Genomic DNA, 15,983 nt, shown 5'->3' with positions numbered 1-15,983 from the left:
TTAAAACAGGTATAAGTTTTTCTTTATTTTGAGATTTAGTCGTAAAATTGTTTTCGTTTTTATAATATAACCTGTTGGTTGTGATTTAAAATAATGCTTTTTATTTTTCTGTTTGAACAGTTATTGGTAAAGTGTACATTACTCTCGCTGGTTCATTGTTTAGTGTGCCTGGTTTCCATTTAGGAGAAAGTTTTAATACGCGAATAACTTCGTCGCCTAATCCGTATCCTAAATCATTTGCTATTTTGTATTCGGATAATGAACCGTCTTTTTCTACAAAAAAGTTTATAAGAACTTTTCCTGAGACTTTGTTTTTTGTTGCCTCTTGAGGGATTTTGAAATTTTTCCCCACAAACTTGTAAAATTCTGTCATTCCACCTGGATATTCTGGTTGTGTTGTGTCTTGGGTAGAATCGGTAAGGAATTTTTGGGGTTCATTTTCTGCTTTTCTGTTGTTTCCTTGTGCAATAGTTGCGGTGTTAAAAGCAAAAAATAATGTAGCGAACACAAAGCCTACTGCCGAGGTTTTTAATAGTGTTCTTAATCGAGATTCTTGTTTTGTCATCATAAGTAAACGTTTTTTTGTTATTTGAAAATTAATAGCACTTGCTAGTGCAATTTGGCTTTGGTTAGAAGCCATTTTTAGTAATAAATTTTGATAATGTGAAACGGAATCTAACTGGATTATTACGGCTTCGTCGGCCAGAAATTCATGATTTAGTTTGATTGCACGTTTGTATAAAATTAGCAATGGATTGAACCAGAACAGGATTTGCAATACTTCTATGAAAAGAATATCCAAAGTATGTTTTTGTTGGATATGAGCTTTTTCGTGAGCTAGTAATTCTGCTGGAAGTTTATTGTTTTTGTAATCGTTTTCGTTTATAAAAATAGAATTGAAAAAGGAATGTGGTAAAATAGGTTCTTCAATTAAAATTATTTTTTCGTTGTTGGTAATTTGTGATTTGCTCGTTTTTATTTTTTTATAAAAGGAGTATAAATTAAGGATAAAGCGAATACTCAATAGTAATGCAACTGTAGCATAAATCAAGGATAGAGCATAAAATATAATCTGTTGTGTGTTGACTTCATTTAAAACTTTGTTACTCGTTTTAATTATGATTTCTTCTAGTTGAATTGCATTTGTTTCGTTACTAAACAAAGATTTGACCGCAAAAAGATTTAATGGGATTATAAAACTAAAAATCAAACTCCCAAGTAAATAAATCCTATTGAAGCGGAACATTTTTTCGTTTTCCAACCACAATTTATATACTGCAAATAGTATAAATAATAATATTCCTGATTTTAAAAGATATGTTATCATTTTTTCTTTTTTTGAATTTGTGAGTCAATTATTTTTTTGAGTTCTTCAAGTTCCGAAGTTGATAGATTGGTTTCGGTTGTGAAGAATGAAGCAAATTGTGATGCTGAATTATTAAAGAAATTGCTAATCAATCCGTTTACGTGTTTAGAGAAATAGGTTGTTTTTTTTACCAATGGATAATATTCTCTTGAATTTCCAAATTCGTTATAAGCAACAAATTTTTTATCAATCATTCTTTTTAGCAAAGTTGCAATGGTTGTTGTTGCTGGTTTTGGCTCTGGATAAGCTTCTAGCAAATCCCTCATGAATGCTTTTTCAAGCTTCCAGAGGTGTTCCATTAATTGTTCTTCTGAGTTTGATAATTGCATAGTATTTATTTTTTTGTAAGTTTTTCTAATTCTGGTAATTCTTTTTTATAGGCTTCAAGATCCCAAATAATATCGAAATTTTTTGCATATTCGGCTATGGGTTCTAAGCCTATTTCGGCTCGTCTTTTATCTACATTATCAGGATCTTCAATTGGATAAATGTAGCTTTTTCTTGTTGGGGTATTCATGGAAGCTTGACTTCCATAAATTTGTCTTCTTCCTTCTCTTAGGGCAACACGATCTTCTAATAAAGCCAATGCAGTTGCTTTTGCATTTCCTTCTTTGACTGCATCTCTCATCATCGGAAGGTATTTTTGTTGTGTTTTCAGTGGTGAATGCTGTATGACTAAAAAGAGGGTTTGGTTGGCTTGCGAGCCAATTGTATTTTTTCCGACCCATCCTCTTTCATCCAGAATTTTGGTTACTTTAATCAAATTTATACTGTCTTTATAAATCATTACTTTCCCAATACTGTCAATTTTCTTCTTGTCGTGTTTTTTGTCTTTGTAAACAGTCATAAAATCTTGTCGTACTCCTTGGTCATCATCATAAATTGTAAGTAATTCCTTTTGTAAAGGTTTGTCATAATTGACTTCGATAATATCTATTTTCTTTTGAAATTTTTCAATTAGTTTACCCCACTCTTTTTGTGAGTATAATGTTTTTAAATCGCTGTCTTTTTTTAGATGGCCGAAATCTTCATAACCATTGTCGATTGCTAGATTTAACCATTTGAATGCGATTTTTGATTCATTTGCTAGTGCCGCAGCACAAGCACCATTGTATAAATCGGAGGCATTTGTGTGTTGTTTTTTGAAAGCCTTTTCATAAAATGCTGTTGATGCTTTATAGGACGAGTTGTTGTAATATGAATCTCCTTTTTGAACGTAATCACTATAGGTTTGCGCCTGAATGGCAATACTATTGAGTGCAATTAGAATAAAGATAAAGCATTTTTTCATAATTTAAATAGGTTTGGTTTATTGGTTAATTTGTTGTTCTGATAGCAATTCTCCGTTGTTGTATTTTTTAATGGCTACACATTTTCCTTTGTCTGTATAGTATTTCCAATCTCCGAAATAATACCAATGTGTTTGTTTTGAATCGGTATCTATTCTTGTTTTTCCTTTTGATTCTATTTTTCCGTTTCTATAATAGTTTTTTACAGAACTGATTCCGTTTTTGAATTTTTCGGTTTTATGTATTTTTCCGTCTATGTATGATTTCCACTTTTTAATAGGTTCATTGTGCTTGTAGTATTCAATTGATTTGTATTGAATATTGTCTTGTACGTAAATATCAATCCATTTGCCTTCCTTTTTTTTGTCGATTTTTTGATTGATCTGTTCGGTTTTACAGCCCAAACAAGAAAAAAGTAGTAGTAGGAAAGCTATTTTACGATTCATTTTATTCTACGTTTATAGATTGTGTTCTACAAATGTAGAGTTAAATTTTTATTATGCAAATAATTTTTAAAAAAAATTACAAGTGATTAAGTACTTAAGGCTCTGATGATTTGTATTTAAATTTTCTTGTATGCAGGGATGCGTTAGGGATAGGAGCGGTATCCTTTTTTGTCATGCTAATGGCATAAAAGATATAGTGGATAGCCCGACCGAAGGGAACGCCCATAAAAAAAATCCGCTCATTGCTGAACGGATTTTAAGGTATGTTGCTGTATGAACTATTTAGAAAGCTCTACAAAGTATTTGTAAAATAATGGAATAGTTTCAATTCCTTTTAGGTAATTGAAGATTCCGAAATGCTCGTTTGGAGAGTGAATTGCATCGCTATCAAGTCCGAATCCCATTAAGATTGTTTTGCTTTTTAATTCTTTTTCGAATAATGCTACAATCGGAATACTTCCGCCTGAACGAACTGGAATTGCAGGAACTCCAAAAGTTTCAGTATACGCCATATTTGCCGCTTTGTAACCAATGCTATCAATAGGTGTTACATATCCTTGTCCACCGTGATGAGGAGTAACTTTTACAGTTACGCCAGCAGGTGCAATGCTTGTAAAGTGTTTTGAGAATAATTCAGTAATGTTTTCCCAATCTTGATTAGGTACCAAACGCATTGATATTTTTGCGTAAGCTTTACTTGCTATAACAGTTTTAGCTCCTTCACCAGTGTATCCACCCCAAATTCCGTTTACATCTAATGTTGGTCTTATAGAGTTACGTTCGTTGGTTACATATCCTTTTTCGCCATAAACGTCATTTAAGTCTAAAGCTTTTTTGTATTTCTCTAAGCTAAATGGTGCTTTTGCCATTTCGGCTCTTTCCTCTAATGATAATTCTTCGACATTGTCATAGAATCCTGGAATCGTAATATGGTTGTCTTCATCATGAAGTGAAGCAATCATTTTGGCAAGTACATTAATTGGGTTTGCAACTGCTCCTCCGTATAATCCTGAATGTAAATCGCGGTTTGGTCCTGTAACTTCAACTTCTACATAGCTTAATCCACGTAATCCTGTTGTTATAGATGGTTGTTGATTTGATATCATTCCTGTGTCAGAAATTAAGATCACATCATTCTTAAGTTTTTCTTGATTGCGTTCTACAAACCATCCTAGGCTTTTAGACCCTACTTCTTCTTCTCCTTCTATCATGAATTTTACGTTACAAGGCAAGGTATTGCTTTGTACCATATATTCTAATGCTTTTACGTGCATGTACATTTGTCCTTTGTCATCGCAAGCACCACGAGCAAATATGGCTCCTTCTGGGTGAATTTCGGTTTTTTTGATAACTGGTTCAAATGGAGGTGATGTCCATAACTCTATTGGATCTGGTGGTTGAACATCATAGTGACCGTAAACTAATACGGTTGGTAAATTGGGATCGATTATTTTCTCTCCATATACAATTGGGTAGCCCGGAGTGTCACAAATTTCGACAAAATCGCATCCCGCTTTCTCTAAACTTGCCTTTACTGCCTCGGATGTGTCAATAACGTCTTGTGAGTATGCTGTGTCTGCACTTACTGAAGGAATTTTTAATAATTCGACTAATTCATTGATAAAGCGTTCTTTGTGTTGTTGAACGTATGCTTTTATAGTGTCCATTTAAATTGATTTTTATAGAATTTCAAAAGTACAAAAAATAGAATGAATATTTTTTTTAGAAAATGCTTTGTAATGTCAAAGTTATGACTATCTTTGCACCCACAATTGAGCGGATATGGTGAAATTGGTAGACATGCCAGACTTAGGATCTGGTGCCGCAAGGCGTGTAGGTTCGAGTCCTATTATCCGCACTACTTACTTTGAAAACCCTTAAAATTATATTTTAAGGGTTTTTTGTTTTGCCTAAATTTTGCCGAAACATTAATGCTTTAATCATTTAGGGATTGTCTTTTTAAGTATGATAATTTCTTTGTTTCTATTATTGAGTTTTCTACATCGGACATGCATTATTTATGTCTTCTGATTTCTATTCATAAATTTATAAATAAGAGGGATAATAATGAAAAGCCAAACTAGTGTTGAAAGACCGAGAAATGTATCTCCTAAGGTTTTGTATCCTTGTAATTTAATTAATGTCCCTACAATCAATCCAATGACTGATATTAATAATATTTTTTTCTTTTTCATTTATACATTTAATATATTATTGTTTTTTTTATAGTTTCAATTTTGGTTTAGGCTCTAGAGGCTCTAAAATAATTGGTGATTCATCTATAGGTTGATCAACAAGTGTTTCCTTGTATGTGGTTGCACCACAATACGCAACTGCTGTTAGGGCTGGTAATGGATTCGAATACCAAGAAGCGCATCCAATAAATCCATCACAAATACTATTGTAAGCATCATCGAAACATGCTCTAAAAGTTTTTTTTCCTGATAAAGTTAATTGTTGAGTAAGAACACCATTTACAAATGATTTCTGTACTGTGTTTTCTTGTGTAGTTATTATAATATAACCTGTGCCCGTATTTTGATTTACATTATTTTCAACAATCGTTCCCTTACTAAAATCAATATTGTTATCGTTTGTATTATCATTAGTTACTACAATTACAATGGATTTATTTGGATTATTCGTAAAGGGAATAAAATATGATGTTATATTATCTTTCCAATTTATTTCTGTAACCTTTCTTAAATCAAGTTCTTCTGATTTACTAGATTTATTTGTAAGTTTATTTAGGTTGTTGAAATTTTTAAATGTTGATATATTTGATTTATCGACATTTAAATTGATATTGTTAAAGTTATATTTTTTTTGCAAAAGCAAGTTCTCTTTGTTTGTAGTTGCATTCGTATTTTGATTGAGGCTTTCTTCCTTTGAACATGAGATTGCTACAAAGAAAATTGCTATCAGCCCCAAAACTAAAATTTTAATTTTTGTCATTTTGAAATTTTAATTTAATAATATTTTTTTACTAGGATTTACTATGGTTCACCAAACAATTACAGTTGTTTGGTGAACCCACTCAAATAGTTTCTTCATTTAGGGTATTAATTAAATTTTTATAATTCACTAAAAAAAGTAGTGAATCAATTTATTATGATATGTCCGTCTACTATTTTTTGTCTATAAATGGGAGTGGTGTTTTATTACAGTATTTTCTTTCAAAAAAGTAAAAATATACATTTTGTTCTGTTTAAACAATTATATAAGTATTTTTTTATAATAATTTAAAAAAGTAGGTCAGACCTTTTAATCTTTAATTATAAGTTTGTAGGTGTTTTTTAATCAAAAAAGACAAACAGTTTAAGGAAACATTAGACAATAAAATGTAGATTTATTTGCAATTCTAGAAAAGTTGCAGTTTTTTCCGATATACAATAAAATAGGATTTTTTTATGCCTTTAATTTAGGTAGATTATTGGTTTTTAGATACTTTTATTCTTGAATTGGAAGTGCTTCTCCAAGAAGCTAACATACGGTAAAACTAGATCGCGAAGTTGTTTTATGTGATGCCTCGTTCTTAAGAATGATTCGTTTGTCATTTTTTGCATTTATACACATTGTAGACGATTTGAAACACAAGCTGAAAAAATATAAATTAAGGAATATATACAATGAAAAAACTTTTTTTAACATCATCGTTTGTTGATGTAGCCGAATTTTTAGAGCCTTTTATTGGTGAAAAGCTAAAAAACAAAACAATTACCTTTATTCCTACAGCGAGTATACCCGAAGAGTATAAAGGATATGTAGATAATGACAAACGTGCATTTGTAAATCTAGGACTTATTGTTGATGTGTTGGATGTTTCTACAGATTCTCCTGAAAATATCAAAACCACTATTAAGAAGAACGATATGATATATGTATCTGGCGGAAATACTTTTTTTTTGCTCAATGAGTTTGTGAAGACAGGAACTGATACTATCATAATCGAAGAAATCAAAAAAGGGAAACCCTACATTGGTGCTTCTGCAGGTTCTGTAATTGCATCTCCAAACATACAGTATGTCGAAAAAATGGATGATAAGACTAAAGCTGAAAATTTAACTGATTATAAAGCTCTAAACTTAATTGATTTTTATCCTTTGCCTCATCATACAAACGAACCTTTTAAAAATGCAGTCGAAGAAATAATTACTGACCTTAAAGACAAAATTAAATTTGTTCCAATAAGCAATACTGAAGCGATTGAAGTAACGGGGGAGGTATTTAGAATTGTTGGGAATAAATAAAAGTGCGTAACGAGGGTTGGTTAAAATTAAATGGTGGTTTGATTATTTGTAAGTAAATAATTGTGTATTTGGCAGTGGCATAAAGTAAACCAGGTACTTACAGGTTTGTCTAGTAATGGACGAATGGTAGGAGGAGGGTTTGTTTTTTGGATGTATTAAGTAGTAGTTTAATAAAAAGCACACATAATGACTAAAAAAGCACTTTGGATATTATTTGCAACATTTGCAATAATCATTGGATTGTATCCAACTCTCTATTTTATTTTTGATAAAAAATTTGGCTTACTAAATTCAAAAAGTGAGGTACTATTAAATAGTATTTTTTGGAATTCAGCCTTTTACATTCACATAGTTTTGGGTGGGCTAGCATTGCTTATCGGATGGATCCAATTCAGTTCGAAAATGCGAGCTAAAAGAATTACACTACATAGACAGATAGGTAAGGTTTATGTAATCTCATCTTTATTAAGTGCATTGGCAAGTTTGTATGTTGCTTTTTACTCCACGGGCGGACCTATAGCATCTTTGGGTTTTGCTTGCTTAGGTGTTTTGTGGTTCTACACCACCTTAAGAGCTTATCTTGATATTAAAAAAGGAATGACTGATAGCCATGAAAAAATGATGATATACAGTTATGCTTTGTGTTTTGCTGCAGTGACTCTTAGAATTTGGCTTCCTATTTTAGTTATTCTTTTTAATGCGTTTACCCCTGCATATAGAATTGTTGCTTGGCTTTGTTGGGTGCCGAACCTATTGGTTGCCTTTCTAATTGTGAAAAGAATGGAGAAGCGAAGAGTAGTAAACTAAACAACGTATTTTTCTGCCCAGTCTTGTCTTTCTGACTTACGAAGAATCTGCGCAAGATGCTAACACAATTTACCCCCAGATTATCGACTTGTTTTTATGTGTTTCTTTATCTGAAAGATAAGCTCGTATATTAATTGTAAGAAAATATTTATATATTTGATGTGTTATGAATTGAAACAGATCTTTGCTGATTTATCCAGTAAGGGGTGCGTATACGATGGGTTATTTCATGTAAATGCAACTTTTTGAATCAAACAGAAAACATAATCAATCACAAAAGTTCGGTTTATATCAGAACTTTTGTTATTTTTGCAAAGTTATTACTATGAGAGTTTTAGGAAAAAAAATAATTTTAAAAGTTAAAAATAAAAATATAGGTAATGCAAAACTGTGCAGTGCAATTGATTCGTTAATTTCTGATTTAGAAAGTTTTAAGTCCAGTGAAAAAAGTATTAGTGATATTAGAAATGATGCCGATTGTGTTCATTCCGATGGTTTTTATTTTTTTAATATCAATATTCATCGTACATTAATATTGATTGAGCTTGACGATGATGGTGAAGCTACAATTGTATGGGCTGGCACTCATCAAGAATATGAGACGATATTTAAAAATAATAAAATAACCATTGAAAAATGGTTGAGGAAATTTGGACATATAGAATAATGAAAACACATTTTGACATAGAAAATATTGTAGAAAAAGGAGTAATCACAAACGAATTGGATTATGAAAGAGCTCTTATAGCTGATAGAAAACTGAGACTTCTTGCGAAGGAAAACTTTCATTTTAAAAACTTAAGGGTTAAACTTCGTGACATAATCGAAAAATATGAAAATTCTGAATGGAGCGATATTGATGCAATTGACGATAATAAGCTTATCGAAAGTGAAAAATCGGAACGTATTGCGGAGCTAGAAAGGTTGTTTATAGAAAATAGAAAACTTACAATTAGAAGAAAAATCAAGGAACTTGATTTAACTCAAGAGAATTTAGCCTCAATTTTAGGGCATAAAAGTAAGACTCATATGTCTGAACTAATGAATGGAATTAAGCCATTCACGCTAAAAGATTTAATTATAATAAATCGATTGTTAAAAATAGATATAACTCTGTTAATACCTGTATTCTTATCGAAAGAAGACCAAACGAAGGTAAAGGAAGCTGTGAGAAAATTAGGAAAACCAAATGTAAGACTAACAGATGACGATTTATTTTTATGTTAAAAGGAATTTCTACAAGAAGCTAACACAGTGTATTCCTAGATTATCGAGTTGCTTTATGTGATTACTTCGTCTATTCGCTATCGCTCGGGTCTTCGTTCCTCAGAATGACAAGTTTGTGGATGTTTTTTGTGTGTAATTCATTCTTCATCGAGATATGGATTTAGAACTTCGGCTAATTCATTGAGCCAATAAAAGGCTATTCCTAGGTTGATTATTTCGCATTCGAGTGTTTCATTTTTCCTCATTAAACTTAAAGTAACAATATAGTTTACTTGTCTTATTGTTTTTGCCATAGTTTTTGGGTCAATTGTTTTGTCGAAAAAATCGATTAATCTTAATTCTGTTTCTTTTGAAAGGTTGTTTGTACTCATGATTTTTGAGTTTAGTTAAATACAATAAGAACAAAAGTCACCAGAAATATTTTTTAATTGGACTCATATATGAGTCCAATTCTATTTGATTTTTTCATAAACAGAAAACTTATGATTTTTTTTGAATACTAAAATATATTCTACATGGAGAATTATTTAGCTCTATAATTCTTTTATATTTGGCTAATTAGAATGTGTAGGGAAGATTTGGTTCGAGTATATTTACTAATTGAGAATATTACCTTTATCGCATTTTAAGTTGGACATTATGCTTCGCTATAAATTGCTCAACCTCTTCAAACTTAATTATATTATACTTAATGTTTAAATTATATTATATGAAACTTTTTAGTTTAATCATTTTGATTTTTTTTACATGTCAAAATATATTCTCGCAAAGTTTGGGAGATGAGTATTTTAATTTGATGAAGCCAATTTGGGAAACTAAAACTACTGATGAATTGAGAAATCAAATTGACCCTAAAATGGATAGTATATGTAAAACGCTATATGGAATTGGATTAATTGAGTTTCAAGCTAAAAGTCAAAAAGAAGATACAGAAAATAAAATTTTAATGTTTAAAAATATTTTAGCTTTAAATGACCTTAATGAAAATGATAATGAAATTACAATTTTAGTAGAATCTGGTTTTAATATATCAGGTATGAAAGGCTTTGTAATTTTCGATAATAAATTCTATTGTTTTCAACAAAATGAGGATAATGATTATAAAATAGAAAAATATCCCGAATACTTAAAAAACTATAAGAAGTTAGACAGAAAGAATGCTCGAAGCGTTCTATTTTTCCTCTTAAAAGATAATCTATACGATATAGTAGGAAAAATAATTGAAGATGAAAATAATGACCCAAAAAATAAGAAGTTATCTCCAATTGTAAGTTATGAAATTTTAAATTATAATTCGAAAAGGACTAAAAAATTAAACCTTTATTATATTAACGAATACGGAACTATAAACTAAAAGTTGTTTTATATACTTATCAAAAATAAAAAAGACCTCAATTGAGGTCTTTTTTAGTGTGTATATTATTTGTTTTATGCTTCTTTTGGCTCTGGAAACGCAACTGATAAGATTACTGATATTACTAAAACACCTGCAATAACAATTAAAGAGTACAGTGATTCTATGTGATAGAATGGTGAGATAATCATTTTTACTCCAATAAAAGCAAGGATTATTGCTAGTCCGTATTGTAGTTTACTAAACAAATGGATGAAATTATCAAGTAAGAAGAACAATGCTCTTAAACCTAAAATTGCAAATATGTTTGATGTATAAAGGATAAATGGATCATTTGAGATAGCAAAAATTGCAGGGATTGAATCTACTGCAAAAAGTAAATCTGTAAATTCTATAACTGCTACAACTACCAAAAGTGGTGTTGCTAGTTTCTTTCCGTTTTCGATTGTGAAGAATTTATCACCATCGTATTTATCGCTTACGCTAAAGAACTTTCTAATTAATCTTGCTCCTCTTGTGTTGTTGTAGTCTTCATCTTCGTCTTCATTCCCTGCTGACCATGATTTTATTCCTGCATACACTAAGAATAGTCCAAAGGCAGTCATGATTAAGTTAATATCGTATTTGAATCCTTCGACACCTACTAGGCTTAAAAGCTTGTTTAAATACGTTAATTCGATTAAGAAAGCACCTGAGAATATAAATATAGCTCTTAGTACTAAAGCTCCTATGATACCCCAGAATAAGACTTTATGTTTGTTGGTGTTTGGTACATCAAAAAACTTGAATACTAATATAAAAACAAAAAGGTTGTCTACAGAAAGTGCTTTTTCGATCCAATACGCCGATTGGAATTCATAAAATTTAGCCGAACCAGCATAATAGTATACTAAACCACTAAAACCCATTGCTAAGCTTATCCATACTAATGACCAGGAAATAGCTTCTTTATTACTTACTACATGACTTTTTTTGTTGAAAATACCTAAATCTAATAATAGCATTATAACTACTGCGATTGCAAAAATTGCTATTAATCCAGGATGTTCTGAGAAAATGGGATGTTCGTTCATTTGTTATTTATTAAGTTAATTTTTGTTTTTAATTGTTTTATATTTATTTGTTAGCCATTGTAATTATGATTACTCTTCCTCCTTCTTCTCTAGAAAGGAGTAGTTTTTTTCCATCGGTAAGCTCTACCATTGTACCGATTGGGATTTCTTTATCTTCTGTTAGATCCTTTAAAGAGGTTAGTTTTTGATTAACCAATACCCATTTATTGTCATGAAATGTAAAGTAACCCACTGGTATTTTCTGCTCTGAGGTTAGTTTTTCATTTCTGGCAATATTACGATTAACGTGCCATTGAAACAAGTACTGATCGTTATAAACCATTAATCTATGATTTTCTGGTTTCCATACCGATTCTTGGTATTGATAATACAGGTCTAAAACTGGAAGTGTGCCTTTGTGAGAGGTTTTACAAAAGGGACATCTTGGGGTATTTGTATTGTCAAAAACATACCATTTTTGTTCGCAGGAAGGGTTGTGGCACTTCTGCATTAAATCTGAAGTTTTTAATAATGCAATTTCCCATTCTTCAGCAGTTGGTCTTTGCATCGGATTGTGTAATCCATCTATAAATACTTTATCGAATAATGTTTTTAGGTAAGGTCCCGCAATTGTATAAGGCAGTTTGGTGATATCTGCCCAAGGCAAATCCCATTTTGATACCTGATTAAGTTTAGGTCTGTTTGTATTGTCTGTAGGGTGTTCTATAAACATTGCTTTTTCGCCCATAGATAATAAATCATCTTTTTCGGTATCTAGGTCATGAACTTTACTTCCTTTTAATGGATGGCGCCGTAATAAAAACATATAAATAAGCACAGGCAAGGCATGCAGATCTGTTAGTCTGTTTGGTAATTTTCTGTTTGGGTCTGTTTTATTTAGATGTTTAGTTGCTAGTACTTCGGGTGCTATAAAACCTGGAGTTCCAATTACTTCTGCCTGAAATAATCCTGGAACTACTAATCCATCTATATCTATTATGCAAGCAGATTTTTCAATTGGATCTACTAATACATTCCTGTGTGATAAATCGGAATGTGCCAATCCCATGGCGTGCATTTTTTTTACTCCTCGAGTTAAATTAACTGAAATCTGAAAATAACTTAACCAATCTCCCAATTCTGAATTTGCTACTCTAAGCGGATATTGCGGATTTCTAAATTTAGAGCTTGAGAACCACAATCCTTGTTTTTCTTTCCCCTGAATTAAATCACTTGTTGCATATCCTTTTTTAAAGAAAAATTTTGAATTGTAGATCGGTACAATGACCCCTGTTAGATTGTTATATTCGATAACATCTGTAGGCCATCTGAAAACTTCATTTAAGTAATAATCACCTGCTTCCTTGCTCTGAATTTGAGGCAAATAATAATTAGTTATTTTTTGTAGTCTTTCTTTTTGGTTTAAGTCTAATTTGTCTCTAAAAATTGCGACTACATATTTTTTATCCGGACTAAAATATACATCCTTTACGCCACCACGCATAGGTTCTCCATTATCAACAAATTGATATGATTTTGCGGGGTCATTAATTGATTTTACGGTAACTATACTCATGATTTAGTAAATTATAGCTAGGGTTCTGTCATCGTGATTTCCTGGACTCCAAAAATCCATCCATGTCGAAAGCTGGTTTGCAATTTGAGTGTTTTCGGGATTAAAATCGACCTTATGGCCATCTTCATTATTTCCGTGCAAATCTCCTAAAAAATCATTCCACTTTGTTATTTTTTCTAAATTAACTTCAACAACAAATTTAGGGTCGTAAATTCCATCTGTCATTAACATCAAATAAGAGAAATCATCAACTAATTTAAAACCAAAACGGGATGGGAATTTATCACTTTGAAATATTTCTGGCATTGTAATAAATCGTGTTCCTCCGCCAAATTCTCCAACATCTAACCAGTTCATTAGTTTTATTTCGGTTAAATCTTTGTTTAATAGACCTATAGGGCAATCACCAACTCCAAAGGTTAGGATGGCATAGCCAAAATCATATTTTTTGACTAATGTAAATATTAAAGTCGAATGAAAATCTTTTAGTTCTCTTCCGTTTTGTATGGCAAACTCATCTAGTTTTTCATACACATAATGAGCTGCCTTTGATAGTGTATTGTAAACAAAATGGTTTATTTTTTTTGATGTCTCTTCATCTGTTTTGTTATAATGGTTTAAGAGCGTTTCGTCAAATTCTTTTAGATATTCGGGTTTTAAATTCTGTTCAAAATATTCAATCACTAAATCACAGGCCAATTTAGATCCTTGTCTTGATGAATTTGCTGAGCCAGCACCATCTGAAACTGCTAGAACAGACCAGCCTGTTTCATTAATGTTTTTAAAAGTATAATCATCATCTCTAAAGGAACCAACATTGGCATGACTTCTTCCTCTTTTTGAAGCTATAACTATGTTTTTGTCCAAAAACTTTCCAGAGATAGCAATGTTATCTTCTTTCCAGAAAGGATCAGTTTTATCGCTTTCAATGTTTTTCCACAAAGATTTTGGATCAGGATTTATAATTACCGTAATTGTCTTTTCATTTAATGTTGAATTTTCTTCTTCTCCTTCAACTCTGAATAATAGTTTTAATTTTAAATCGCCGCTTATTTTTGGATTTCCATGAAGTAACTCTTCCGTATCGTTAAAAGAAAGTCCAGTATCGTCTAAGTTTTTAATTTCTGAATAAATAATATCGTTCCAGCCTAATTTAATAAAGTCAATTTTTGATTCATAATTTTTATTCACTGTACCATTCGGTAATAATACTGATTGTTGAATGATATCATCAATTCTAGTTTTTAGCACCCAGTTTGCCATAATCTTTTGTTGATTTTCTTTTATTATCTTAACTGCTGTAATATTAGTTTCATTATTGATAAAATCATTAAAAAGCGTATGCTTGCTTTTTGAGATATCGATTTTATTTTGTGATAAAAAAGCTTGGAGATATTTTTTTGTTTCTTCCATAAAAAAATTATCCTTGCGTTCTGTTTACATCAAAACCACCTTCGCCACTAGCGCCATAAGTACCTTGATTATTGCACCAAGGACAGGTACTTATATTCTCATCGCCAATGCAATGTATTTTGCTGCAAACACAGACTGCAAATGCAATTTGATTGCCACAACAAGGACATGTCGGGCCTCCTATAAGTTCGTCGGTATTTACTTTATTGTTGAAATTTGTTGTATCTGCTAGTTCAAAATAAGAATTGTCAACTTGATATGCTCCAACTAACTTGTAGTTTTTTGATGATAACTCGATACCCGCATAAATTGATGGAGCAATTGTTTTGCGGTATTTCATCAAATACGGTCTTTTGGTATTTTGACATTTCCCGTTTAACACAACAAAATTATCATCTACATATTGACGATTTGGTTCTGATTTGGTTAAATCTATTTTCGAAAGTGTTTCTCCATCTAATTTTGCCAATTCAAAACCTGTCGAATTGCTTTCTACACTTATACTACTTGTTTTTATAGAATCTGTAACCCACTTGAAGAATTCTTTATAAGACTGAACATTTGTATTATTAAAGTGTAAAACGTTTTCTGTTAATTCTCCTAAAAGTTTTGTGTCAGTTTCGTTTCCAAAAGAGATTGCAATTAGGTTAGCCGTTTTTTGCCAATTAAGTTTCCATTCATTAATTGCGGCTTTACTATCATCTGTTGGGACTCCATCTGTAAATAAAAATACAATTGGTTTCCAATCTCCTTTCATTTCATAGGTAGTCTTAACAATATTTGTTCTCAATTCATGCATTAAATGCCCTAATCCTTTGCTTAATGAGGTTCCGCTTCCAATGGGGAATTTAGGAGGATAAAAACTAACTATTTCTTGCAAAGGAACTAATGTTTTAGGTTGCCCAGCAAAAACTATGATAGAAACAAATACAGTTTCCAGCGCATGAGGATCTGTTTTTAAAGCTTGAATAATTGTAGCTAGCCCTTCTTCAACTTGTTGAATAGGTTCTCCAACCATTGATTCGGATATATCAATCAAAAAATATATAGGTAATCTTCTCATTTTAAAGGAAATTTAATAGCATTAAAAAAATAATTAAAAGCGCGATTTGTGTTATATCAATTGCAATCCTATTCTAAAAATGGCTTTGCAACTGGTTTTAGAAAATTGAATATGGTAAAAAGACACTCTTGAAAAAGTCA

General features: G+C 31.2%; 16 protein-coding genes and 1 tRNA gene. 6 read left to right on the top strand and 11 right to left on the bottom strand.

Translation table 11 applies throughout. The annotated features are described in order from the left end of the window. Positions 1-100 precede the first annotated feature (100 nt). The 5 genes from LNQ49_RS10665 to LNQ49_RS10645 all read right to left on the bottom strand — a co-directional run bounded on the left by LNQ49_RS10665 (position 101) and on the right by LNQ49_RS10645 (position 4,768). Positions 101-1,327, bottom strand: coding sequence for a M56 family metallopeptidase (locus LNQ49_RS10665; RefSeq protein WP_229988783.1), 1,227 nt, complete (start codon positions 1,325-1,327; stop codon positions 101-103). Beyond that, the gene (locus LNQ49_RS10660) at positions 1,324-1,695 is read right to left on the bottom strand and encodes a BlaI/MecI/CopY family transcriptional regulator (RefSeq protein ID WP_229988782.1); all 372 of its coding nucleotides are present in this window, start codon (positions 1,693-1,695) and stop codon (positions 1,324-1,326) included. Before LNQ49_RS10660 ends, LNQ49_RS10665 begins: the two co-directional genes overlap by 4 nt. Positions 1,696-1,700: 5 nt before the next feature. Next, complete coding sequence (locus tag LNQ49_RS10655; RefSeq protein WP_229988781.1) at positions 1,701-2,657, bottom strand: DUF6624 domain-containing protein; 957 nt, start codon at positions 2,655-2,657, stop codon at positions 1,701-1,703. An 18-nt stretch (positions 2,658-2,675) separates the two neighbouring features. Beyond that, a complete protein-coding gene (locus tag LNQ49_RS10650) occupies positions 2,676-3,101 on the bottom strand; it encodes a hypothetical protein (RefSeq protein WP_229988780.1) in 426 nt (141 codons plus the stop codon). 278 nt (positions 3,102-3,379) lie between these two features. Next, a complete protein-coding gene (locus LNQ49_RS10645) occupies positions 3,380-4,768 on the bottom strand; it encodes a dipeptidase (protein ID WP_229988779.1) in 1,389 nt (462 codons plus the stop codon). A 109-nt stretch (positions 4,769-4,877) separates the two neighbouring features. On the opposite strand from LNQ49_RS10645, the gene LNQ49_RS10640 reads away from it, so the two are divergent. After that, positions 4,878-4,959: transfer RNA gene (locus LNQ49_RS10640), tRNA-Leu, on the top strand. A 365-nt stretch (positions 4,960-5,324) separates the two neighbouring features. Here the strand turns inward: LNQ49_RS10640 and LNQ49_RS10635 are convergent. Beyond that, positions 5,325-6,056: a hypothetical protein gene (locus LNQ49_RS10635; protein WP_229988778.1), complete on the bottom strand. Its 732-nt coding sequence runs from the start codon at positions 6,054-6,056 to the stop codon at positions 5,325-5,327. A 674-nt stretch (positions 6,057-6,730) separates the two neighbouring features. Here LNQ49_RS10635 and LNQ49_RS10630 point away from each other — a divergent pair. The 4 genes from LNQ49_RS10630 (at position 6,731) to LNQ49_RS10615 (ending at position 9,385) form a co-directional block, all read left to right on the top strand. Continuing rightward, positions 6,731-7,351, top strand: coding sequence for a Type 1 glutamine amidotransferase-like domain-containing protein (locus tag LNQ49_RS10630; RefSeq protein WP_229988777.1), 621 nt, complete (start codon positions 6,731-6,733; stop codon positions 7,349-7,351). A gap of 186 nt (positions 7,352-7,537) precedes the next feature. Then, a complete protein-coding gene (locus LNQ49_RS10625; protein ID WP_229988776.1) occupies positions 7,538-8,158 on the top strand; it encodes a DUF2306 domain-containing protein in 621 nt (206 codons plus the stop codon). 325 nt (positions 8,159-8,483) lie between these two features. Next, positions 8,484-8,825, top strand: a complete 342-nt coding sequence (locus LNQ49_RS10620; RefSeq protein WP_229988775.1) for a type II toxin-antitoxin system HigB family toxin — start codon at positions 8,484-8,486, stop codon at positions 8,823-8,825. After that, on the top strand, positions 8,795-9,385 hold the full coding sequence (locus tag LNQ49_RS10615; RefSeq protein ID WP_229988774.1) for a helix-turn-helix domain-containing protein: 591 nt from the start codon (positions 8,795-8,797) through the stop codon (positions 9,383-9,385). Before LNQ49_RS10620 ends, LNQ49_RS10615 begins: the two co-directional genes overlap by 31 nt. A 137-nt stretch (positions 9,386-9,522) precedes the next feature. Here the strand turns inward: LNQ49_RS10615 and LNQ49_RS10610 are convergent, their stop codons facing one another. Continuing rightward, positions 9,523-9,756, bottom strand: coding sequence for a hypothetical protein (locus LNQ49_RS10610; protein ID WP_229988773.1), 234 nt, complete (start codon positions 9,754-9,756; stop codon positions 9,523-9,525). A gap of 338 nt (positions 9,757-10,094) precedes the next feature. Between LNQ49_RS10610 and LNQ49_RS10605 the strand changes: the two genes are divergently transcribed. Continuing rightward, positions 10,095-10,739, top strand: coding sequence for a hypothetical protein (locus LNQ49_RS10605; protein WP_229988772.1), 645 nt, complete (start codon positions 10,095-10,097; stop codon positions 10,737-10,739). 74 nt (positions 10,740-10,813) lie between these two features. Here LNQ49_RS10605 and LNQ49_RS10600 read toward each other — a convergent pair whose 3' ends face one another. From LNQ49_RS10600 to LNQ49_RS10585, 4 genes are read right to left on the bottom strand one after another with little or no spacing between them, the layout of a single operon-like run. After that, on the bottom strand, positions 10,814-11,812 hold the full coding sequence (locus LNQ49_RS10600; protein WP_229988771.1) for a TerC/Alx family metal homeostasis membrane protein: 999 nt from the start codon (positions 11,810-11,812) through the stop codon (positions 10,814-10,816). Positions 11,813-11,855: 43 nt separating this feature from the next. Then, a complete protein-coding gene (locus tag LNQ49_RS10595) occupies positions 11,856-13,367 on the bottom strand; it encodes a helix-hairpin-helix domain-containing protein (protein WP_229988770.1) in 1,512 nt (503 codons plus the stop codon). A gap of 3 nt (positions 13,368-13,370) precedes the next feature. Continuing rightward, positions 13,371-14,780 (bottom strand): PP2C family serine/threonine-protein phosphatase, encoded by a 1,410-nt coding sequence (locus tag LNQ49_RS10590; RefSeq protein ID WP_229988769.1) that lies wholly within the window; start codon positions 14,778-14,780, stop codon positions 13,371-13,373. A gap of 7 nt (positions 14,781-14,787) precedes the next feature. Then, a complete protein-coding gene (locus LNQ49_RS10585) occupies positions 14,788-15,843 on the bottom strand; it encodes a TerY-C metal binding domain-containing protein (protein ID WP_229988768.1) in 1,056 nt (351 codons plus the stop codon). Between the last annotated feature and the right edge of the window lie 140 nt (positions 15,844-15,983).

It is taken from the genome of Flavobacterium pisciphilum (assembly GCF_020905345.1).
GTDB lineage: Bacteria > Bacteroidota > Bacteroidia > Flavobacteriales > Flavobacteriaceae > Flavobacterium > Flavobacterium pisciphilum.
This window is presented reverse-complemented; position numbering and strand designations above follow the sequence as displayed.